Origin of the sequence: Streptomyces sp. NPDC090032, assembly GCF_044748025.1 — a bacterium.
Lineage (GTDB): Bacteria > Actinomycetota > Actinomycetes > Streptomycetales > Streptomycetaceae > Streptomyces.
Genome location: NZ_JBIVFF010000001.1, coordinates 139,401 through 160,230, shown reverse-complemented (window position 1 = coordinate 160,230; position 20,830 = coordinate 139,401). Strand labels below are relative to the sequence as shown.

Sequence of the window (20,830 nt, the reverse complement as noted above, 5' to 3'; positions counted from 1 at the left end):
CCACCACAGGCCCTACGGGCGCCCGGTCACACGCAGACGACTTCGATGCCCTGCGCCGTGATCTCCTCGACGAGCGCCTCCGGGGCGTCCTTGTCCGTCACCAGGGTCGACACCGCGTTCAGCGCGCACACCTGGGCGAACGCCCGGCGGCCCAGCTTCGAGGAGTCGGCCACCACGATCACCGTGCCCGCGCGTTCGGCGAGCGAGCGGTTCGCGCTGGCCTCCGACTCGTCGTGGGTGGCCGCGCCGAAGTGCGGGTGGACCGCGTCCACGCCGAGGATCGTGTAGTCGAGGGCGAGGCTCTGCAGGACGGACGTGACGAGCGGGCCGACGAGTTCGTACGAGCTGGGCCGGGCCACTCCGCCCGTGACGACGATCTTCACATGGGGGCGGATCGCCAGCTCGTTGGCGATGTTGATCGCGTTGGTGACGACCGTGAGCGCGATGCCGCCCGAGGTGCCGCCCGGATCGGTCCGTACGGCAAGTTCCCTCGCCACCTCGGACGTTGTCGTGCCGCCGTTGATGCCGACGACGGAGCCCGACGGGACGAGTTCGGCCACCGCCTTGGCGATGCGCTGCTTCTCGTCCGCCTTGCGGGCCGTCTTGTAGCGCAGCGGCAGGTCGTAGGCGACGGAGCTCACCACGGCCCCGCCGCGCGTGCGGGTCAGCAGGGACTGCCGGGCCAGTTCGTCCATGTCGCGCCGGATCGTGGCGGAGGAGCAGCCCAGTCGCTCGGCCGCCTCCGTGACATCGAGATGACCCTCATTGCCGAGTATTTCCAGCAGTTGGGTCCATCGGGCATGTGCGCCCACTTGTTCCTCCTCGCGACGCGCGTAGCGTAACCCGCGCCGTTCTCCGCATCCAGACGTGATCAACCGCGCGCTACACGTGACCGTCTGTGTGCGCACGCGGGCGTGGGCAGGACCGCCCCGCCGGCGGGCCCGCCCACGCCTGCGCTGTGGCTGCTACTCCCCCGCTTCGCGCGGCAGTTGCCCGCCGTCGAAGTACGCGAGGAGCTCCGGCTCCAGCTCCGGGACGTCGTACGGCATGCCCCCTTCGCGCAGCGAGCGGGTGGCGAGCGCGCCCGCGGCGACGCTCATCCGGGCCGCGACGGGCGAGGTGTCGGTGAGGCCGCCCTCGCGCGCGAAGCGGCAGAACTCGTCGATGATGCGCTCGTCGGCGCCGCCGTGCGAGCCCTTCGCCTCGGGCACGCGGTACACGATGTCGGCGTCCTTGCGGTAGCCGCTCGGGCCGGTGTTCCAGACCCGGACCTCGTCGCCGGGGCTGTCCCCGAAGTTCTCCAGGCGGCCCTCGGTGCCGATGACCGTGTAGTTGCGGAAGTAGTCGGGGCTGAAGTGGCACTGCTGGTAGGCGGCGATGACGCCGTTGTCCAGCTGCATGTTCATCACCGACACGTCCTCGACGTCCACGACGTGGTGCAGGTCGTGGCGCTCCGTCGGGGGCCAGTCGAACTCCCGCAGCCAGCCGTCGGGGCGGGGGGTGTCCGGCTCGCGGCGCGGCAGGTCCCCGTAGACCATGAGGTCGCCGAGGGCGTTGACGCGCTTGGTGTAGCCACCGGCCAGCCAGTGCACCACGTCCAGGTCGTGCGCGGCCTTCTGGAGGAGGAGGCCCGTGGTGCGGGTGCGGTCGGCGTGCCAGTCCTTGAAGTAGTAGTCGCCGCCGTACGAGACGAAGTGCCGTACCCACACGGTCTTCGGCTCGCCGATCTCGCCGCGCGCGATGATGTCGCGCATGAGGCGCACGACGCCCATGTGGCGCATGTTGTGGCCGACGTAGAGGCGGGTGCCGGTCTTGTACGCGGTGCGCAGGATGGTGTCGCACTGCTCGACCGAGATGCCGAGCGGCTTCTCGACGTACGCCGGCTTGCCCGCTTCGAGCGCCTCGCAGGCGATGGCCTCATGGGTGTCGTCGGGGGTGGCGACGATGACGGCGTCGATCGAGGGGTCTTCGAGGAGCCTTCGGTAGTCGTCGACGGCGACCGCGCCCTCGTACAACTCCGGTACCTTCGCCCTGATTTCAGGGTCGAGGTCGGCCACCGCCGCCACGACCGACCCCTTGCCGGGGCGGTGCGCGGCGGTCGCCAGGTTCCGTCGCAGTCCGAGCCCGATGACTCCGATGCGCAGGTCTTCCACGTGCGGGTGTCCTGTTCTGTGTGCGATAAGCCGGGGGATGCGGGTCCTGCCGGACCCTGTCACTTGCTGTCGGCGATGGCCTTCTCGAACTCGTCGCGCATCGCGTTGCCCGCGTCGCGCTGCCAGGTCGGCAGGACGTCCTTCTTGAAGGAGGAGAGCGGGGTGCGGCCGGCCACGATGTCCTTGACGGCCTGGTACACCGTGTCGGTGGAGGACGCGCCCTTGTTGGCGTTGGTGTCCGAGAAGAAGCCCGTGGTCGGGTTGACCTTGGCGAGCTTCATCAGCTCGACCTGGGCCCCGTGGATGCCGCGAGTGATGTCGGGCTTGCCCGGGAGGTACAGCGTCTCGGGGGCGTTGCCGAAGAAGTTGATGGCCTGCCGCGTGGTGATGACCTCGGCGTTGCCCTTCTTGTTGAGGAGCACGTCGCCGTCCTTGGAGCGGGTGTGGTGCGTGCCCTCGATGCCGTTGTCCAGGAAGAGCCTCTCCTCGGTGCCGAAGGGGGCGCTGAGGTAGTTCATGACCTGGAGCAGCGTGTCGATACGGTCCTTGCTCACGTCCTTGTTGATGGCCGTGAAGCCGACCGAGCCGTAGCCGTAGCCCCAGCTGGGGGTCAGGCCCTTCTCCGCGGCGAACGGGACGACGACCTTCTCCGGCCAGTCGTACTGGTTGCTGTCGCTGAGGAAGCCGGGGAAGGACTGGACGTGCAGTCCGAGGAACCCGCCCTCCATCTTCTCCAGGGTCGTCGGCAGGTTCGGGTCCGGCCAGAACAGCTGCGCCTTCTGGCACTTGAGGGCGAACTCGAGGCCGGCGTGGAACTCGTCGGTCTCGAAGTAGTGGGTGAGCTTCCCGCCGTCCATGCGCCAGCCGTTGGGCGCGCCGTGCCAGTAGGCGAACTGCAGGATGTGGTTCACGTACGCCGGCTCCAGGACGTACTTCTTGCGCTTGACGTCGAGGAGTTCCTTCGCCTTGTCGAAGAAGTCCTGGGCGCTGTCGAACTGGACGCCGCCGACCGGCTTCCAGAAGTCCTCGTTCGCGACGTAGACCTGGCCCATGCGGCCGTACGGGACGGCCATGCCCCAGATCTTGCCGTTGAAGACGGCCGTCTTCCAGGCGAACTCGGGGATGTTGGCGAGGTTCGGGTACTTCTTGACCGCGTCGCCGGAGAGGTACGAGGTGAGGTCGTGGAACTTCGCCTCGAGCAGGGCCGGGACGTTCTTGAGGCCCTGGTTCGGCGGGAACCACATGAGGTCGGGCATGTCGCCGCCGGCGATGGTGGCGTTGAACTTCGCGCGGTAGACGTCGTCGGCGCCGAGGCCGTTGACGATCGTCATCTTCAGGTCGGAACCCAGGCGCTTGTTGAGCTCCTGCCAGTACGCGTTCCGGTTCATGGCCGGGGCCGCGGTGGTGAAGGTCTCGGTCAGGGCCGTGACCGGCTTGCCGTCGCCCGGCTTCTTGGTGACGCTGCGGGTCAGGTTCTTGGGGTAGCGCAGGTACGCCGGGTCGAGGCCCGCCGCGTTGCCCGGCAGGTCGGGCGCCGGGACGTTCGCGGGGACGTACGTCGGCAGCTTCAGCTTGGCCGACGCCTTGGCACCGCCACCACCCGAGGCCGCGCCGGAACCACAGGCCGTGAGGGAACCGGCGCCGGCGACGGTGAGGCCGGCGACGGTCGCGGCACCGAGGAACCCGCGGCGGTTGAAGTCTCTGGAGGACATGACTCTCCTAAGGGGCGAGGAGCGGTTGAGGGTGGTGGCTCAGGCCTTGATGGCGCCGGTGAGAACGCCCTTGACGAAGTACTTCTGGAGGAACGGGTAGACCGCGACGATCGGCAGGACCGCGAGGATGAGCACGGCCATCGACAAGGAGGTGCTGGCGGGCAGCACGCTCACGCCGAGCGCCTTCGCGTTGAAGGTGTCGCCCTGGAGGACGTAACTGCGCAGTACCACCTGGAGCGGCAGCTTGTCCGGGTCGTTGATGTAGAGCATCGCGTTGAAGAAGCTGTTCCAGTACGTCACCGCGTAGAACATGCCGACCACTGCGATGACGGCCTTCGACAGGGGGAGCACGATCCGGCACAGGATGGTGAGTTCACCGGCGCCGTCGAGGCGGGCCGCCTCGTGCAGCTCGTCGGGGATGCCCTGGAAGAACGCCCGGACCACGATGATGTTGAACGCGTTGAGCAGGATCGGCGCGATCATCGCCCCGTAGGTGTCGAGCAGTCCCAGCTCCTGCACCACCAGGTAGTTGGGGATGATGCCCGGGGTGAAGAGGAACGTGCCGACGACGATCAGGAGCAGCGGTTTGCCCGCGAAGGTCCGCGGCCGGGAGAGGCCGTAGGCGAGCGCGATCGTACAGAGCAGGCTGAGCGCCGTGCCGACGACGGTGATCCCGACGCTCACGACGGCGGCGCGCGTGATGACGCCGCCGGAGAGGACCACCCGGTACGACTCGAGCGTGGGGTGCGACGGGAACAGCACGTAGCCGCCGTTCGCGGCGAGTTCGGCCTTGGAGGAGAGGCTGGTGCCGATGGCGAGCAGGAACGGGTAGCCGACCGCCACGATCATCGCGACGATGACGATGAACTTCAGCGTCTGGGCCGCGGGGTTGGGCTGTTCCATCCATGCGGGGCGCTCGGCGGAGCCGCGGCGCTTCCTGCTGCCGGTGCGGGCCCTGCGGCCCTCCTGGCTCTCGGGGCGCAGGGTGGTGGATATGGGCGCGGTGCTCACTGGTAGACCCCCTGCTCGCCGAGGCGGTGCGCGAACTTGTTGGCGAGGACGATCATGACGAAGCCGATGACGCCCTTCATCAGGCCGGCGGCGGTGGACATGCCCCAGTCGCCGTCGACGACGCCGTGGAAGTAGACGTAGGTGTCGAGGACTTCGGAGGCGTCCCGGCCGACGTTGTCGCGCTGGAGGAGGATCTGCTCGAAGCCGACCGACAGGATGTCGCCGAGGCGCAGGATGAGCAGCATGATCATTACGGGCCTGATGCCGGGCAGCGTGATGTGCCACATGCGGCGCAGCCAGCCCGCGCCGTCCATCGCCGCCGACTCGTAGAGCGAGGTGTCGATGGAGGCCATCGCGGCGAGGAAGATGATCGCTCCCCAGCCGGCGTCCTTCCAGACGCTCTGGGAGGTGATCAGGTAGATGAAGGTGTCGGGGTTGTTCATGATGTTCCCGACGTGCACGCCGTGGTCGTTCAGGTAACTCGTGACCGTGCCGGCGCCGCCGAAGATCTGCTGGAACATGCCGACGACGACGACCCACGACAGGAAGTGCGGCAGGTAGACGACCGTCTGCATGAGGCGGCGGGTCTTGTTGCTGATCAGCGAGTTGAGGAAGAGCGCGAGGGCGATCGGCGCGGGGAAGTAGAGGATCAGCTGGACGGCGCTGATCTTCAGCGTGTTCCAGACGGCCGTCCAGAACTCCGGCTGTTCGAGCAGGGCCTTGAAGTTGTCCCAGCCGACCAGCGGGCTGCCCTTGAAGCCGAGGTAGGGCTGGTAGTCCTGGAACGCGATGCTGTTGCCCGCGAGCGGCAGGTAGAAGAACACCGCGAAGTAGAGGATGCCCGGGACACACAGCAGGAGCAGGGTGCGGTCCTGCCTCAGGCGCTCGCGCACGGTCCGCCTGCCGGTGGGCTTTCGCCCCTTCCTGCCCGACGCCCCCTCCGGGCCGGACGTCCCCTTCGTGCCGGACGCCTTCTTCCTGCCCGACGTTCCGGGTGCCTCGTGCGTTAGGTCGGGCGGGTTTTGCGATGTGGGCGTGGGCGATGCGGACGCGGCGGCCGACACATTCACCTCCTGCGTCGAGTGACGAGCGGGGGTTGGTTCACAGGGCCCTCGCGGGGGCTTCGGCCCGGCGCGCGAGGTACCGGAATCTTGCGTCAGCCTGCCAATGAATGACAAGACTTGATTGGTAACTATTTAGATCTTGCAGCTTCACGCATGAAACGCGCAGGCAACGAACACGGTCACCGCAGGTTCACGCACCGCCCCCGACCTGGGCGAAGCTGCCGTTCCGTGTTTGGACTAACGCCCGCTGGTGTTTGGACTTTGGTGGAAATTGCTTCCTAGGGCCCTGGATCGCCCACTAGACAGTGCGTGTTCGCACCGTCGCAGCAGGGAGAGACATGAGCAGATCCCCAGGCAGACGCCGCCTCTCGGGCGCCGTCGGCGTTGCCCTCGCGCTGACCCTGGCGGGTGGTGCCGTCCCGGCCCTCGCCGACCCCGCGCCCACCTCCTTCCCGGATGCGGAAGCGGCCGGAGACGGAGTCGCGATCACGTCCGGCGCCCTGTCCGTGAGCGTCGCGAAGGACTTCCCGCGCGTCCTCTCCTACACCGACCGGGCGAGCGGGGCGCGGCTGCTCGGCAGTACGAGTCCGGTCACCGAGGTGACGCTGAACGGCAAGGCGTACAAGGTGGGCCTCGAGGCGGCGCCGAAGGTCACCGCCCACCGGGCCGCGTACACCCTGGTCTTCCCCGGTCTGCCCGGCGTCGAGATCGACGCGGCGCTGGAGGTCGCGGACCGGGCCACCACTTTCAAGGTGACCGCCGTGCGGGACACCGCGGCCTTCCGGCTCGGCACGCTCGACATACCGGGCCACGACCTGATCTCGGTGGGCTCCACGGACACCGGCGCCGAGACCGCGTTCACCCGGCTCGACACCGACTCGACCCGCACGGCCGACGTGTTCGGCAAGGTCACGGCGTCCACCGCGCCCGACGCGTCCCCGGTCGGCGCCACGTACGCGATCGTGAACACCGGTTCGCTCGCGGCGGCGGTCGAGTCCAACTCGACGTACGACAAGCCCGCCGGGGCCACCGGCGGCGACAACGCCCGCTTCTGGCACCAGGCCCGCAAGGGCGCCGACGGCAGCGTCCGTGTCGGTGTCTGGTCGGGCCAGTGGACCTACCGCGGTGACGGCGCGCCCGCCCCGGAGAAGGAACTGCCCTGGGCGAAGGTCGTCGTGACGCCCGACGCCAACGGCGACAGGACGGTGGACTGGCAGGACGGCGCCGTCGCGTTCCACGACATCGGCATCAAGGTCAAGGGCGGCGACAAGACCCCGGACCGGGTGATCACCCACATCCCGTACAACTTCGCGAGCCAGGCCACGCACCCCTTCCTGCGCACGCTCGACGACGTCAAGCGGATCTCGCTCTCGACGGACGGGCTCGGCCAGCTGAGCATCCTCAAGGGGTACGCGTCCGAGGGGCACGACTCCGCGCACCCCGACTACGGCGGCAACATCAACAAGCGCGCCGGGGGCCTCAAGGACCTCAACAAGTTGCTCAAGGGCGGCAAGAAGTGGGGCTCGACGTTCGGTGTGCACGTGAACGCCACCGAGGCGTACGCGGAGGCGAACGCCTTCGACGACAAGCTGGTGGACAAGTCGAAGCCCGGCTGGAACTGGCTCGGGCAGTCGTACTACATCGACCAGCGTCACGACATCAACAGCGGCGACCTGGCCAGGCGCTTCCAGCAGCTGCGCGACGAGACCGACCCCAACCTGTCGCTCATCTACATCGACGTCTACTACACGCACGGCTGGATCGCGGACCGGACGCTGACCGAGCTGAAGAACCAGGGCTGGGACATGGCCACCGAGTTCGGCAACAAGTTCGAGCGCCAGGCCCTGTGGTCGCACTGGGCCAACGACCTCGACTACGGGCCCAAGACGAACAAGGGCCTCAACTCGAAGATCATCCGTTTCATCCGCAACGGTGAGAAGGACGTCTGGAACGACGACCCGGTGCTCGGCCAGACCGCGCTGGTCGGCTTCGAGGGCTGGACCGGCGAGAACGACTGGAACGAGTTCTCCGCCAACGTCTGGGAGCGCAACCTCCCGGCGAAGTTCCTCCAGCACTACCGCATCACCGACTGGGACAAGAACGACGTCACCTTCACCGGCGGCGTCCGCGGCACCGTCGAGGACGGCAAGCGCGAGGTGTCCCTCGGCGGCGCCAAGGTGATCGACGGCGACTCCTACCTGCTGCCCTGGAAGTCGGAGGACAGCAAGCGTGAGGACAAGCTCTACCACTGGTCGAAGAAGGGCGGCACGAGCACCTGGAGCGTGCCCCAACCCCTCGCGGGCACACGGCAGTTCACCGTCTACAAGCTGACGGACAACGGCCGCGTCAAGCAGTCCACCGTCAGCGCGAAGGACGGCAGGATCACGCTGACCGCGACCGCCGGACAGCCCTACGTCCTCTACCCGGACCAGGCGCCGAAGCAGGCCGACCCCGACTGGGGCCAGGGCGGCAAGGTCAAGGACCCCGGCTTCAACGACATCACCCTGGCCGACTGGAAGAAGTCCGGACCGGTCACCAGTGACCGCGACGGCCTCGGCCACCGCGGGGCCGCGCTCGGCGGCGGCAGGACGGCCGCCATCGAGCAGCGCGTCACCGGGCTCAACCCCGGCAAGCGCTACAGCGCCTCCGTGAACGTCGAGGTCGAGCCCGGCAAGACACGGCCCACGACCCTCGCCGTCGGAGGCGAGAAGCTGACGGTGGACCGCTCGACCGCCAAGAACTACATCGCGGGCGACGAGCGGCACGGCACCTACTACCAGCGGGTCAAGGTCCACTTCACCGCTCCCGCGAACGGCTCCACGACGCTGCGGATCTTCGCGGCGGGCGGCAGCGACGCGAAGGTCGGGCTCGACGACGTACGGATCGTGGAGAACGACCCCGCGACGAAGAAGGGGACGGTCGCGTACGACGACTTCGACGCCGTCGACCAGGGCTGGGGCCCGTTCGTGAAGGGCGAGTCGGGCGGCGAGAACGACCCGCGCACGCACATCGCACAGAAACACGCCCCGTACACGCAGGCCGGCTGGAACGGGAAGCTCATCGACGACGTGATCGGCGACGGTGAGTCCCTGAAGTCCCACGAGGAGAACGACGGCCTCGTCTACCGGACCACTCCCGCGTCCGTGCCCTTCGAGTCGGGCCACGTCTACAAGGTGGAGTTCGACTACCAGAACAGCCACGCGGGCGCCTACCAGTGGACCACCGGGTACGACACTGTCACCGGCGGCGAGCCCACCGGCGTGACCACCCGCAGGACCGCGCTGCCGCAGCAGCGCACCACCGGCCACTTCAGTGAGCGGCTCGTCGGCGGCTGCGGTGACATGTGGACCGGACTCACCAAGGCGGAGAACGCGCCCGAGGGAGCCGACTTCGTCCTCGACGACTTCACCGTCACCGACCTCGGCGCCACCGACGAGAAAAGCGCGTGCGCCACGCTCGGTCTCACCTCGGCCAACGCGACACTGGAGCCCGGCAGCGCGAACAAGGTGACGGCGGCGTTCGCCAACCACGAGGCGACCGCGGCCAAGAACGTCGAGGTGACGCTGGACGTGCCGGAGGGCTGGAAGGCCGAGGCGGCCGGCGCCACCACGTTCGACTCCGTCGCCGCGGGCGGCAAGGCGACGGCGACCTGGAACGTCACACCGCCGGCGGACGCCGAGTACAAGGCGTACCCGCTCACCACGAAGGCGTCGTACGAGGCGGGCGACGGCACCAAGTCGCTCACCGACGGCATCTCGATCCACACCCTCGCCCCGCCGCCCACCAAGGACACCTGGGCGAGCGACATGGACTGGGTGTCGGCCGACAGCGGCTGGGGGCCGCCCGAGAAGGACCTCTCCAACGGTGAGTCCGGCTCCGGGGACGGGCAGCCGATCAGCATCGGCGGCACGGCCTACCCCAAGGGGCTCGGCACGCACGCGCCCGCCGACGTGAAGTACTACCTCGGCGGGAACTGCGAGGCGTTCACGGCCCAGGTGGGGGTCGACGACGCCCAGAAGACCGCGGGCTCGGTCCAGTTCAGTGTGCTGGCGGACGGCAAGAAGGTCGCCGAGAGCCCGGTCCTGAAGGCGTCGGACAGCGCGTACAAGCTGGACGCCGACGTCTCCGGCGCGAAGTACGTCGAGCTCGTCGTCGGTGACGGCGGCGACGGGAACGGCAACGACCACGCCAGCTGGGGCGGAGCGAAGTGGCTCTGCGGCTGAGGTGACACCGTGCAGCACACGGGCCCCGCACCCATCCGGCGTGCGGGGCCTTCGCTGTCCGTACGGGCAGCTCAGCCCGCGCCCTGGTACCGCCGTAGCCCGGCCCGCCAGATCAGCCCTGCCACCGTCAGCGTCATCGCGCCGCCGAGCAGCAACAGGGCGACACGGCCGAGGAGTTCGAGGCCGGAGGAGGTGAGGGCGAGTGTCGGGTAGTAGCTCAGGAGGCCGAAGGGCAGGACGAACGTGAAGACGAACGCGACGGCGGAGTCGTAGAGCGTGAGGGGGAACTTGGCGAGGTCGGCGGTGTTGCCGACCAGGATCGAGACGCTGTTCTGCTCCGCGCCGTCCCAGAACACGAGGCTGTTCGTGGCGAGGTTGAGCGAGCCGACGACGAGCACGCCGTTGCAGACGGCGACGGCGAGTGCGGCGAGGGACACGGCGCTCACGGCGAAGGCGTCGTGACGGGCCGCGAGGACGAGGAGCGTCAGGCCGAGGACGACGTCCCCCGCACCCGCCGGGTTCGCCCGCAGCGTGCACAGCTGGAGGAGCGGCGACAGCGGCCGGGTCAGGAACTGGTCGAACTCCCCCTTCACCACCAGGTGTCGCAGTTCCCACACACCGTCGAACAGCATGACGCACAGGCCGCGCGGCACGATCGCGAGCGCGTACGTCACGGAGAGCTGCCAGATCGTCCACCCGGCGATGTCCGGGACCTGCCGCAGGATGATCCACACGGTCCCGAACCCGGCGGCGTGCAGACAGAACGCGCCGAGCACGCCGATCACGAAGTCCGCCTTGTACTCCAGCTGCGACTGGAGCCGGATCCGGTACAGCTTGGCCACGGACGCCAGGTATCTGAGGCTGGGGTGTCTCAGGCTGGGGCTCGCCACCGGGTCATCCTCCGTTCACGGTCAGGTGGTGGCGCGCCGCCCGCCACAGCCGGACCGTCAGGGCCACCATGACCGCCACCCAGATGAGTTGGCGCCCGAGGGCCAGCAGGGCGTCGTCACCGGTGAGCCGGCCCAGGTACAACTGCACCGGCGTGGACACGACGGCGCTGAACGGCAGCCACTCGGCGACGACGCGCAGCGGCGCCGGGAAGAGGGCGAGCGGGACCATGCCGCCCGCCATGAAGGTGGTCACCGCCTGGCGCGCCAGGATCAGGCCGTACGCGCTCTCCGTCCAGAAGCACAGCAGGCTGGTGAGAAAGCAGAGCATGGCATTGACGGCGACCCCGACGGCCAGGGTGAGCAGGAACAGCAGCGCGGCGGCCGGTGAGTGCGGGGGCAGCGCGTGCAGCAGCGCTCCGCCGATGAACGCGGTCCCCGCGAGGGCGCCGGCCATGTGCGGGGTACCGGCGCCGAATGCCCTGACGAGTTGCATCACCGGATAGTTCACGGGCCGTACGAGGTCAAGGGCGACCTGGCCGCTGCGGATGTCCCGGTGCATCTGCATCTCGGCCTGGAACGCGAGGAGTTGGCCGAGCGCGTAGGAGAGCAGGACATAGGTGCGCATCTGGTCCCAGGTGTATCCGCCGACGCTGGTGGCGCCGGCGAAGATCGAGCGCCAGAGGTAGTAGAGGACGGCCGCCCAGACGGCGTTGCCCGCGAGGTCGACGAGGACGGCGCGCCGGTGGGCGAGAGCCTGCTGGAGGGAGGCGAGGTAGAGCGAGCGGTACGGGGCGCGGACGGCGGGGCGCACGGGGGCGGGGTGCGCGGAGCCAGGGTGTCCGGGCTCGGATGTCCTAGAGAGCGGCATCCACTCCGCCCTCGTACAGGTTGCGGATGATCTCCTCGATGCTGGGCGCGCCGACCTGGATGTCGTCCACGGGGAGGGTGGCGAGTGCCTGGGCGATGACGTCGCGGGTGGCGAGGGTGCCGCGGTCGTAGCCGATCTCAAGGGTGTTGGCGTCCTTTTGACGGACCGTCACCCAGTTGTCGAAGCAGGCTTCGAGAGGCGCCGCGGTGAGTCGCTCGACGCCGCTCACGGTGACGGTGCGGCGCGTGCCGTAGCGGGCGAGCATGTCGGCGACCGGCATGTCGAGGAGGATCCGCGCGCGGTCGATCAGCACGACGCGGGTGCAGAGCGACTCGACGTCGCCGAGGTCGTGGGAGGTGAGGACGACGGTGACGCCGCGCTCGCGGTGCAGGGTGGCGAGGAACTCGCGCAGCCGCGCCTTCACCGAGACGTCGAGGCCGATCGTGGGTTCGTCGAGGAAGAGGACGGGCGGCGCGTGCAGCAGCGAGGCCGCCACGTCGCACCGCACGCGCTGGCCGAGCGAGAGCTGGCGGACGGGCCGTTCCAGGAGGTCCTCGATGCCGAGGAGGGCGATCAGTTCGTCGAGGCGGGTGTCGAACTCCCGCCTCGGGACGAGGTAGATGTCGCCGAGCAGGCGGAACGACTCGCGCACGGGCAGGTCCCACCACAGCTGCGTGCGCTGCCCGAAGACGACGCCGATGTTGCGCGCGTTCGCGACCCGGTCCTCGTACGGGACGACGCCCGCGACGTGCAGGTCGCCCGAGGTCGGGGTGAGGACGCCGGTGAGCATCTTGACGGTGGTCGACTTGCCGGCGCCGTTCGGGCCGACGTAGGCGACGCTCTCACCGGGCGCGACCGCCAAGTCGACGGCGTCGACGGCGGTCCGGTCCTCCCACTCGCCGCGGACCAGGTGGCGCAGCGCCCCGCGCATCCCGGGCCGTTTCCTCGCGACGCGGAATCGCTTGGTGAGGGCCCGCGCCTCGATGATGTGCTCGCCCACCACTCAGCTCACGGCGCCGAAGTCCGCGCTGATGTCCTCGCCGCGCAGGGTCCTCGCCGGGTAGGAGAGGGCGAAGATCGCGTGCGGCGGTCCCGTCTTGAGGGCGTCGTCGACGTTCTCCCCGGCGAGGATCCGGCGGGCCAGGTCCTGGCACGAACTGTCGTACACGTCGGGGTGGTCGGCCACGATCGTGGCGCGCAGCGCGAGGTCGTGGACGCGGTGGCGGGCGAACATGCCGTCGACGCTGGTGCGGTAGTGGAGCAGCGGTTCGGGGACGGTCGTCATGTGGCCGCCGTGCTTGCCGACGGCGATCCAGAAGTTCCAGTCCTCGTACGCGGGCATGCCCTCGTGGTAGCCGCCGGCCCGCTGCCACGCGGAGCGGCGGAACATGGCGCAGTACGGCGCCTGGTTCACCGACGTCGACGCGTCGAAGTCGTAGTCCGGGTACTCCCAGATCCGTTCCTCCACGCCGAAGGAGCGCAGGTAGGGCCGGGCGACCTCGGCGGTCGGATCGCGGTCCAGGGCGGCGGCGAGCTTCTCCAGGGCGTGCGGCTCGTAGTGGTCGTCCGCGTCGAGGCAGGCTACGTAGCGGCCGCGGGCCACGGATATGCCGAGGTTGCGGGCGCGCCCGAGGCCGCCGTTGCGGGTGAACACGAGGGTCACGGCCAACTCGGGGTGGGCCGCGGCGAAGGTCTGGGCGACGTCGCGTGAGGCGTCCGTGCTGCCGTCGTCGACGATCACGAGTTCCCAGTCGGCCGTCGTCTGGGCGCGGACGCTGTCGAGCGCCCGCGGCAGCATCCGGTCGTAGTTGAAGCAGGTGACGACCACGGAGACGAGTGGGGTGCGGGTTGAGTGCTGCTGCATCTGGCCTTCCTGACCCGGGATGTTGCAGGAACGCACAGCAGTATGCACGAAGCTGCTCGATTGAGAGTCCCTGCGTGCAAAAACAAGCAACTATCGCTACGGTTCCTTTCTGTTCGCCACGCGACCACCTCCCACAACAGGGCACAAAAAGCACCAAGTTGAAGGAAGGCCAATGGGGATCACGGGAATCATCGGCAGCGACACTGCGCTTACCGCACAGGACCGCAGACAGTTCGAGGAGGAGGGCTGTCTCGTCCTGCCGGGCTTCCTCCCCGCCGCCCTCGCGGACCGCGCGAAGGCCGAGGTCGACCACTGGGTGGACTCGGGTGCGCGGCAGCGGTCCATAGCCTCGGCCGTCTCCCCCGACGCGTACGGACTGCCGCCCCTGATGGAGCTGGAGATGGAGGCGCACGGCCGGATCCTGACCCACCCGCCGCTGCTCCACCTGCTCGCCGGACTGATCGGCGGGCCCTTCGCCTTCCACCACCTGCACAGCGACCGCCGCCCGCCGAACGCGCCCGGCAAGGACTGGCACCACGACTACGAGCTCGGCCCTCGGGCGGAGCGCACCCACACGATGGTCCACGCCCTGCACTACCTCGGCGGGCTCGACGCCTCCGTCGGCGGGCTCGCCGTACTGCCCGGCTCGCACCGCGAGACCGCCGCCAAGACGGCCCGCGCCCACCTGGGCACGTCCGAACTGCCGGGCGAGATCTTCATCGGTGAACTGCCGCCCGGCTCCACGGTGTTGATCCACTCGGCCCTGTTCCACACCCGCCGCACGGCCCCGCACGGGGAGAGCCGCGAGCGGTACATGGTCGACAGCTCCTACGCGCAGACGGGGGTGCGCTGGCGGCCGGTCAAGCCCTACTGGCGGCACATGCTCGCCCGCGCCCGGGAGCTGCGGCTCGCGGGCGACGAGTGGCCGGAGCTCTTCGCCGAGCGCCACTTCACGGAGTACGAGACCGAGCAGGCCGGGCGTCGGGGGTGACGGACGGGACAGGGCGGCCGGGTCGGACGAGAGGCCCTAACCGCGGCCCACGTACGGCATCGCGCTCGGCATCACCGTGACGGACTGGATGTTCACGTCCACCGGAAGCTCGGCCATGGCGGCGACCATGTCGACGACATGGCGGATGTCCATCGTCGGCTCCACCCGCCGGCTGCCGTCCGCCTGGAGGACGGCGGGCTGCGGCCGGTCGGCGGGGGTCACGTTGCCTATGTCGATCTGCCCGCAGGCGATGCCGTGTTCGCGGCCGTCGAGGGAGAGCGAGCGGGTCATCCCGGCGACGGCGTGCTTGGCCGCGGTGAACGCGATCGAGTCGGGGCGCGGCACGTGCGCCGACGGGGCGCCGTTGTTGATGATCCGGCCGCCGCGCGGGCTCTGCTCCTTCATCATCCGGAACGCCTCGCGCGAGCACAGGAAGGTACCGGTAGCGATCGATCCCATGACGCGGTGCCAGTCGCCGGCCTCGACATCCTCCGTGGGGATGTACGGCATCGTCTCCGCGGCGTTGTTGAACAGCAGGTCGACGCGGCCGAACCGCTCGCCCACGGCGGCGAAGAGCCGCGCCACCGCCTCCGGGTCGGTGATGTCCGCGGGGAACGGGACCGCGCGGTCCGCATGCTCCCCGGCATCCGCGGCCGTCGCTTCGAGGAGCGCCCCGCGGCGGCCCACGAGGACGACCGACCAGCCCCGCGACAGGAGCCCGAGGGCGCAGGCCCGACCGATTCCGACGCCGGCGCCGGTGATGACGGCCACCTTCTCGACCATGTCCGTGTTCCCCTCTGCAACATTTCAGGATCTCTCGGGCATGGAGTCTCACTCCCACCGCAATCCGTGTCAACGGCTTGAAAACAGGAGGAATTGATGGCATATCACAAGAGCCGCGAGCTCTTCGAGCGCGCCCGAGGGTCGCTCGCGGGCGGCACCAGCTCCTCCTCCCGCATCACGACCACCGGGGCGGAACCCCACCCGCTGTACATGGAGAGCGGCTCCGGGGCGCGGATCAGGGACGTGGACGGCAACACCTACGTGGACTACCTGATCGCCTACGGCAGCGCTGTCCTCGGCCACGCGAACCCGCTGCTCACCGAGGCCCTCTCCACGGTCCTGACGAGCGGCACGATGTTCGGCACGTGCAACGTCCCCGAGATCGAACTCGCCGAGAGGATCCGGGAGTCGGTGCCGTGCGCCGATCTCGTGCGCTACGCCAACTCCGGCTCCGAGGCGGTCCAGGGCGCGATACGGGCCGCGCGCGGCTTCACCGGGCGCTCCCTCGTCGTGAAGTTCGAGGGCCACTACCACGGCTGGACCGACACGCTCGCGGTGTCCAGCAAGTCGACGCGGGACGAAGTCGGCCCGTACGAGGCGCCGTTCGCCAAGCCGCACTCGCGCGGCATCCCGCAGGGCGTGCTCGACGACGTGGTGATCTGCCCGTGGAACGACGCCGAGGTCCTGCGTGACGTCCTCGACGCGCACCGCGGCCGGATCGCCGCGGTCATCTGCGAGCCGATCGTCGCCAACAACGCCTGCACGATGCCGGAACCGGGTTACCTGGAGGCCCTGCGCGCCGAGTGCACGCGGCGCGGCATCGTGCTCGTCTTCGACGAGGTCTGCACGGGGTTCCGCACCGGACCCGGCGGCGCGCAGGCCCTGTTCGGGGTCGTGCCCGACCTCGCGGTCTACTCCAAGGCGCTCGGCGGCGGGCTGCCCATCTCGGCCTTCGCGGGCTGCCGGGAGATCATGGAGCAGGTCGGCGACAACCGGATCAAGCAGGGCGGCACGTACAACGGTTCGCCCCTGTGTGCCACGGCCGCCCTCGTGACCGTCACCCAGCTCGCCGACCCCGCGGTCAGCGGCCGGATCGACGAGGCGGGGCGACGCGTCATGGAGGCCGTGCGCCGGGCGTCCCGCGATCACGGCGTGCCGTGCGCGGTCCAGGGGGTCGGCGCGATGTTCCAGATCGTGTTCTCGGCGGACGGCGCCCCGACCCGCCACTACCGCGATCTTTTCGCCGCCGATCTGGACCGCTACGAGCGCTTCCGCCACGAGCTGCTGGTGCGCGGCATCCACGTCAACGTCTACGGCCTCGCCTGCTGGTTCGTCTCCGCCGCGCTGGAGGAGGACGACGTCCAGCGCACCTGCGAGGCCGTGGACGAGGCGTTCGCGGCGCTGTGACAGCCCTGTGCGCTTCCCCTTGCCCCGCGCCACCCGATGGCGCAAGATGTGCCCGGCGCGCGTGATCATGCTCTAAGTTCCGCGATTTCAATCACCTTCGCGCACGACGACCTCCCAGCGCGGCGCAGCCCGACGCACGCCCTAGACGCACGCCCTTCACTCATCCACCTCCATCACAGGCAGGTTTTTCGATGACTGGACGCTTCACCCGTTCCCCCAAGCGGCGGTCCGTGCCGCTCCTCGCGGCGCTCGGCCTCGCTGCCGGAGCCGGCCTGGCCGCCGCCCCCGCGGCGAACGCGGACGACACGACCGGCACGACCCCGGGGAAGTACACCTACTACTCGTTCCCGTCGGCGGCCGACGGGCTCAGCGAGGTCACCTGGTCCACGACGGTCGAGAAGGACCCCGGCTACAACGCGAACACCTTCTGGAGCCACCAGTTCGGCTTCAACGTCGGCAACGGCGCGTACATCGGGATGCAGCGCAACGGCGGCGACAAGCCGACGTTCCTGTTCTCGGTGTGGGACAGCTTCGAGCGCAAGCCCGGCTCCGAGGGCAGCTACTGCCTCCAGTTCGGCGGCGAGGGCGAGGGCTCCAGCTGTCGCATGAACCACGACTGGGAGGAGGGGCACACCTATACCTCCACGGTCGCCTACGAGGGCGACGGCTGGTTCGGCGCCACGATCCACGACAGGACCACGGGCGAGTCGTTCAAGCTCGGCAGCGTGCAGACGCCCGCCACGGCCATCAAGTCCACGGGCCTGATCGACTGGGTCGAGTACTTCGAGTGGAACGACCCCCGGGCCACCTGTTACGACCAGCCCTACTCGGACGCGCACTTCGGCCTGCCCACGGGCACCGCCGTCGGCGCCGGCGCGGCTGTCGGCTCGGTGACCAGGACGAAGAGCAACCCGCCCTGCTCCTCCTCCGTGGACGCGCGCCCCGACGGAAGCACCAACCAGCGTCTGTCGCTGGGCAATTCGAAGCGCGCCGAGATCTCCGCGCCCGACGACAAGTGCCTGGCCCCGAGCGGCGCGGTCAAGGACGGCGCGGCCCTCACGCTCGCCGCCTGCAAGGACAACGGCCCCGGCGCCTTCGAGCAGTCCTGGGTCCTCGCGGCCGACGGCACGGTGCGGCTGCCGTCGGACTACTGCCTGACGGCGAGCGACAAGAAGAGCGTGCGCACAGCCGACTGCGCGGGCGACATCGCCACCGGCGGCAAGGTCACCGACCCGGCCAAGCTGTGGAAGTACAACCCGGGCAGGAAGACTCTGGTGAACCAGGCGACCGGACGCTCCCTCACCCGCGTCGGCTCGGGCGTGAAGCTCGCACCGGCCGGAGCGGGCACGCAGCGCTGGAACGCGCCGGTGCCGGTCGGCGCCCCGTAGGACGCCCCGACCCGGATCAGGGCGCCCCGACCGACGTCAGGGCGCCCCCGCCTTCCGTCACCGGGCGGACGAACGCCCGTTCCACGCACCGATGTTGGGCGCCGCTCCCGGCACCACCGGGTTGCCCGCGAAGTCGCGGGTGCCCGCGTCGGCGAGCGGCGCGCCCGCGCCGAGTGCGGGCGATCCGGCCCGCAGGGCGTAGGCGGCCGCCGCGTCCCCGTACCCCGTGGCCGTGCCCGGCCGGGTGAGGAGCGGGTCGGCGGCGGTGCCGCCGGGGTTCGCGGGCGCCGCCCCGATCCCGTACAGCGCGTTGTGGGACGCGGTGACGCCGCCGGAGCGCAGGGTGAAGGCGGCCGTGCCGGCGCCCTCCTTCACGACGAGGTTGTTGTCGAAGGCGATCTCGTGCCGGCTGGTGGTGTTCTCGTTGACGACGGTCTGGCTGACGCCGTCACCCACGTAGATCGTGTTGTGCAGGAAGCGGACCCCGGAGAACGAGCCGCGGCAGGTCTCGATGCCCCTGAAGTGGTCGTTCTGGCTGATGTTGAAGCGGATCACGGCGTCGCCGAGGGTTCCGTCGGCGCTGCAGACGAGGAAGAAGCCGCCCGCGTTGTCGTGGCTGTAGTTGTACTGGAAGACCGTGCCGAAAGAGCCCTCGTCGACGTCGTACGCCATGCCGTCGCGGGTCGTCTCGCCGCCGGACGTCTCGTTGTACTGGAAGACGGTGCCGTCCGCGTCCCACGGCCACATGCCCGCGTTGTATCCGGCCGAGCGCCGCTGGAAGCCGTGCAGGGTGTTGTGCTCGACCAGGGCGTCCTTGGTGGCCGTCATGACGATGCCGTCGCCGCCGAGGTCGTTCAGGGTGTTGCCGCGCACGACGACGCCGGTGGACGGGACCCAGTGCGGGCCGTTGGGGTCGTAGCCGCTGATGGCGGGCCGCTGGTTCCAGCTGGACGCGAAGAAGATGCCCTCGCGGTCGACCGTCCTGAGGGTGTTGTTCTCGACGCGTACGTCGTCGTAGCGCGTCTCCTTCGCCGACCCGGTGACGGAGAAGAGGATGCCCGCGGAGCCGTCGACGTCCTTGGTGTCGTCACCGCGGATGTCGTGGATGTCGAGGCCGGTGAGGCGGTAGTGCCTGCCGGTGCCGTAGTCGCTGAGGACGACGCGCACGCCGCGGCGCTTCGTGCCCGGGTTCGCCGCGTTGGTGATCTCCAGGTCGGAGACCTCGATCCACTGCGTGTTCCGCAGGAGAACGGTGTCGGGGGCGCCCGCGCCGTCGATCACCGGTTTCGCCCCGGTGCCGTAGGGGGCGACGCGGACGGGGCTGCCGGGGGCGCCCGCGCCGTTCGGGGCGAGCGTGCCCGTGCAGCGGGTGCCGCGCTTGAGGAGCACCTGGTCGCCGGGGCCGAGGTGCTGGGCGTTGACGGCGGCGAGCGTGCGCCAGGGCGCCGCCCGCGTGCCCTTCTGCGGGCCGGCCCCGGCCCGGCAGTCGACGTAATGGGCACGGGATTTGAGCGGGGAGGCGGCTGTGGCGGCGGGGGCGGCCGCGAGGGCCGTGACGCCGGCGGTCGCGGCGGCGCAGAAGGCGACGAGCGCGGCGCTGACACTGCTGCGTCTCATGACGTACCTCCGTGAGTGGTGTGGTTGCGGGTGCCGGAGGGGGTGGAGTCGCCCGGCGGGACCGCTCAGAGCGTGCCGCCCGGCCCGGCCCGACTCCATGGACTTACCGAGGCAGTTCCTGGACATCCGCCCGCCCGGTCCCGCGTGCCTGCGCGCGGCGGGTCTGCCCGTATCGCGGACCGCCTTGGCCTGCGCGCGGGGCTCGTGATTGCCTGACGCGCATGAGCAACATCGCTGTGACCACCTGGTCCCTGGAGCAGACCGCTCCGTCCGACCTCCGGCCGGCCCCCGCGCCCGAGGGCGACGACCTGCGCATCGTGCGCGCCGAGGTGCCCTCGCCGGAGTTCAGCCGCTTCCTGTACGCGTCCGTCGGGGGCGACATCCTCTGGACCGACCGGCTGAGCTGGACGTACGCGCGGTGGCAGGAAGTCCTGGCGCGGCCCGGCACCGAGACGTGGGTGGCGTACGAGAAGGGGACCCCGGCCGGTTACGTCGAGCTGGAGGCGCAGGACGACGGCGTGGCCGAGGTCGTCTACTTCGGCCTGATCCCCGCCTTCCGGGGCCGCCGCATCGGCGGACACCTCCTCTCCTACGGCGTCGCGCGCGCCTGGGACCTGGCCGAGCGGTGGCCGGACCGCTCGCCGACGAAGCGGGTCTGGCTGCACACGTGCAGCAAGGACGGCGAGCACGCGATGGCCAACTACGAGCGGCGCGGGTTCCGCCTCTTCGACACGAAGGTGGAGGAGGAGCCCGAGGTGACGACGCCGGGGCCGTGGCCGGGGGCGTGACCCGGGGCGTAGCCACCCCGTGAGATGTGAGGGGCGCCGCGGGTCACCGCGGCGCCCCTTCGCGTTCCCGC

Annotated in this window: 16 protein-coding genes; 5 read left to right on the top strand and 11 right to left on the bottom strand. The window is 69.9% G+C overall.

What is annotated here, in order from left to right:
* Positions 1-26: 26 nt before the first annotated feature.
* The 5 genes from ACIPWY_RS00650 to ACIPWY_RS00630 all read right to left on the bottom strand — a co-directional run bounded on the left by ACIPWY_RS00650 (position 27) and on the right by ACIPWY_RS00630 (position 5,769).
* Positions 27-812 (bottom strand): DeoR/GlpR family DNA-binding transcription regulator, encoded by a 786-nt coding sequence (locus ACIPWY_RS00650; RefSeq protein WP_393700159.1) that lies wholly within the window; start codon positions 810-812, stop codon positions 27-29.
* Between the two features lie 153 nt (positions 813-965).
* Positions 966-2,153: a Gfo/Idh/MocA family oxidoreductase gene (locus ACIPWY_RS00645; protein ID WP_362899038.1), complete on the bottom strand. Its 1,188-nt coding sequence runs from the start codon at positions 2,151-2,153 to the stop codon at positions 966-968.
* A gap of 59 nt (positions 2,154-2,212) precedes the next feature.
* A complete protein-coding gene (locus ACIPWY_RS00640; protein ID WP_393700162.1) occupies positions 2,213-3,865 on the bottom strand; it encodes a hypothetical protein in 1,653 nt (550 codons plus the stop codon).
* A gap of 39 nt (positions 3,866-3,904) precedes the next feature.
* Entirely contained in the window at positions 3,905-4,768 is an 864-nt protein-coding gene (locus ACIPWY_RS00635; RefSeq protein ID WP_362899285.1) for a carbohydrate ABC transporter permease, read from the bottom strand.
* 104 nt (positions 4,769-4,872) lie between these two features.
* Positions 4,873-5,769, bottom strand: coding sequence for an ABC transporter permease subunit (locus tag ACIPWY_RS00630; protein ID WP_362899042.1), 897 nt, complete (start codon positions 5,767-5,769; stop codon positions 4,873-4,875).
* Between the two features lie 509 nt (positions 5,770-6,278).
* Here ACIPWY_RS00630 and ACIPWY_RS00625 point away from each other — a divergent pair.
* Complete coding sequence (locus tag ACIPWY_RS00625) at positions 6,279-10,163, top strand: endo-alpha-N-acetylgalactosaminidase family protein (protein ID WP_393700164.1); 3,885 nt, start codon at positions 6,279-6,281, stop codon at positions 10,161-10,163.
* Between the two features lie 71 nt (positions 10,164-10,234).
* Here ACIPWY_RS00625 and ACIPWY_RS00620 read toward each other — a convergent pair whose 3' ends face one another.
* The 4 genes from ACIPWY_RS00620 to ACIPWY_RS00605 are packed head-to-tail and all read right to left on the bottom strand — an operon-like array spanning position 10,235 to position 13,785.
* The gene (locus ACIPWY_RS00620) at positions 10,235-11,005 is read right to left on the bottom strand and encodes an ABC transporter permease (RefSeq protein ID WP_393700166.1); all 771 of its coding nucleotides are present in this window, start codon (positions 11,003-11,005) and stop codon (positions 10,235-10,237) included.
* Between the two features lie 52 nt (positions 11,006-11,057).
* Positions 11,058-11,864 carry an ABC-2 family transporter protein gene (locus ACIPWY_RS00615; RefSeq protein ID WP_362899048.1) on the bottom strand — a complete coding sequence of 269 codons (807 nt, stop codon included), beginning with the start codon at positions 11,862-11,864 and terminating at the stop codon, positions 11,058-11,060.
* Positions 11,865-11,907: 43 nt separating this feature from the next.
* A complete protein-coding gene (locus ACIPWY_RS00610) occupies positions 11,908-12,921 on the bottom strand; it encodes an ATP-binding cassette domain-containing protein (RefSeq protein WP_362899050.1) in 1,014 nt (337 codons plus the stop codon).
* A 3-nt stretch (positions 12,922-12,924) separates the two neighbouring features.
* Positions 12,925-13,785 carry a glycosyltransferase family 2 protein gene (locus ACIPWY_RS00605; RefSeq protein WP_393700169.1) on the bottom strand — a complete coding sequence of 287 codons (861 nt, stop codon included), beginning with the start codon at positions 13,783-13,785 and terminating at the stop codon, positions 12,925-12,927.
* Between the two features lie 172 nt (positions 13,786-13,957).
* Between ACIPWY_RS00605 and ACIPWY_RS00600 the strand changes: the two genes are divergently transcribed.
* Positions 13,958-14,776, top strand: coding sequence for a phytanoyl-CoA dioxygenase family protein (locus ACIPWY_RS00600; RefSeq protein ID WP_362899054.1), 819 nt, complete (start codon positions 13,958-13,960; stop codon positions 14,774-14,776).
* A 36-nt stretch (positions 14,777-14,812) separates the two neighbouring features.
* Here the strand turns inward: ACIPWY_RS00600 and ACIPWY_RS00595 are convergent, their stop codons facing one another.
* Complete coding sequence (locus ACIPWY_RS00595; RefSeq protein WP_401531982.1) at positions 14,813-15,559, bottom strand: SDR family oxidoreductase; 747 nt, start codon at positions 15,557-15,559, stop codon at positions 14,813-14,815.
* Between the two features lie 96 nt (positions 15,560-15,655).
* Between ACIPWY_RS00595 and ACIPWY_RS00590 the strand changes: the two genes are divergently transcribed.
* Complete coding sequence (locus ACIPWY_RS00590) at positions 15,656-16,966, top strand: aspartate aminotransferase family protein (protein WP_401531981.1); 1,311 nt, start codon at positions 15,656-15,658, stop codon at positions 16,964-16,966.
* 191 nt (positions 16,967-17,157) lie between these two features.
* On the top strand, positions 17,158-18,354 hold the full coding sequence (locus ACIPWY_RS00585; RefSeq protein ID WP_401531980.1) for a DUF3472 domain-containing protein: 1,197 nt from the start codon (positions 17,158-17,160) through the stop codon (positions 18,352-18,354).
* Between the two features lie 57 nt (positions 18,355-18,411).
* Here the strand turns inward: ACIPWY_RS00585 and ACIPWY_RS00580 are convergent, their stop codons facing one another.
* On the bottom strand, positions 18,412-19,971 hold the full coding sequence (locus ACIPWY_RS00580) for a right-handed parallel beta-helix repeat-containing protein (protein ID WP_401531979.1): 1,560 nt from the start codon (positions 19,969-19,971) through the stop codon (positions 18,412-18,414).
* A 221-nt stretch (positions 19,972-20,192) separates the two neighbouring features.
* Between ACIPWY_RS00580 and ACIPWY_RS00575 the strand changes: the two genes are divergently transcribed.
* Complete coding sequence (locus ACIPWY_RS00575) at positions 20,193-20,759, top strand: GNAT family N-acetyltransferase (RefSeq protein ID WP_401531978.1); 567 nt, start codon at positions 20,193-20,195, stop codon at positions 20,757-20,759.
* Positions 20,760-20,830 lie beyond the last annotated feature (71 nt).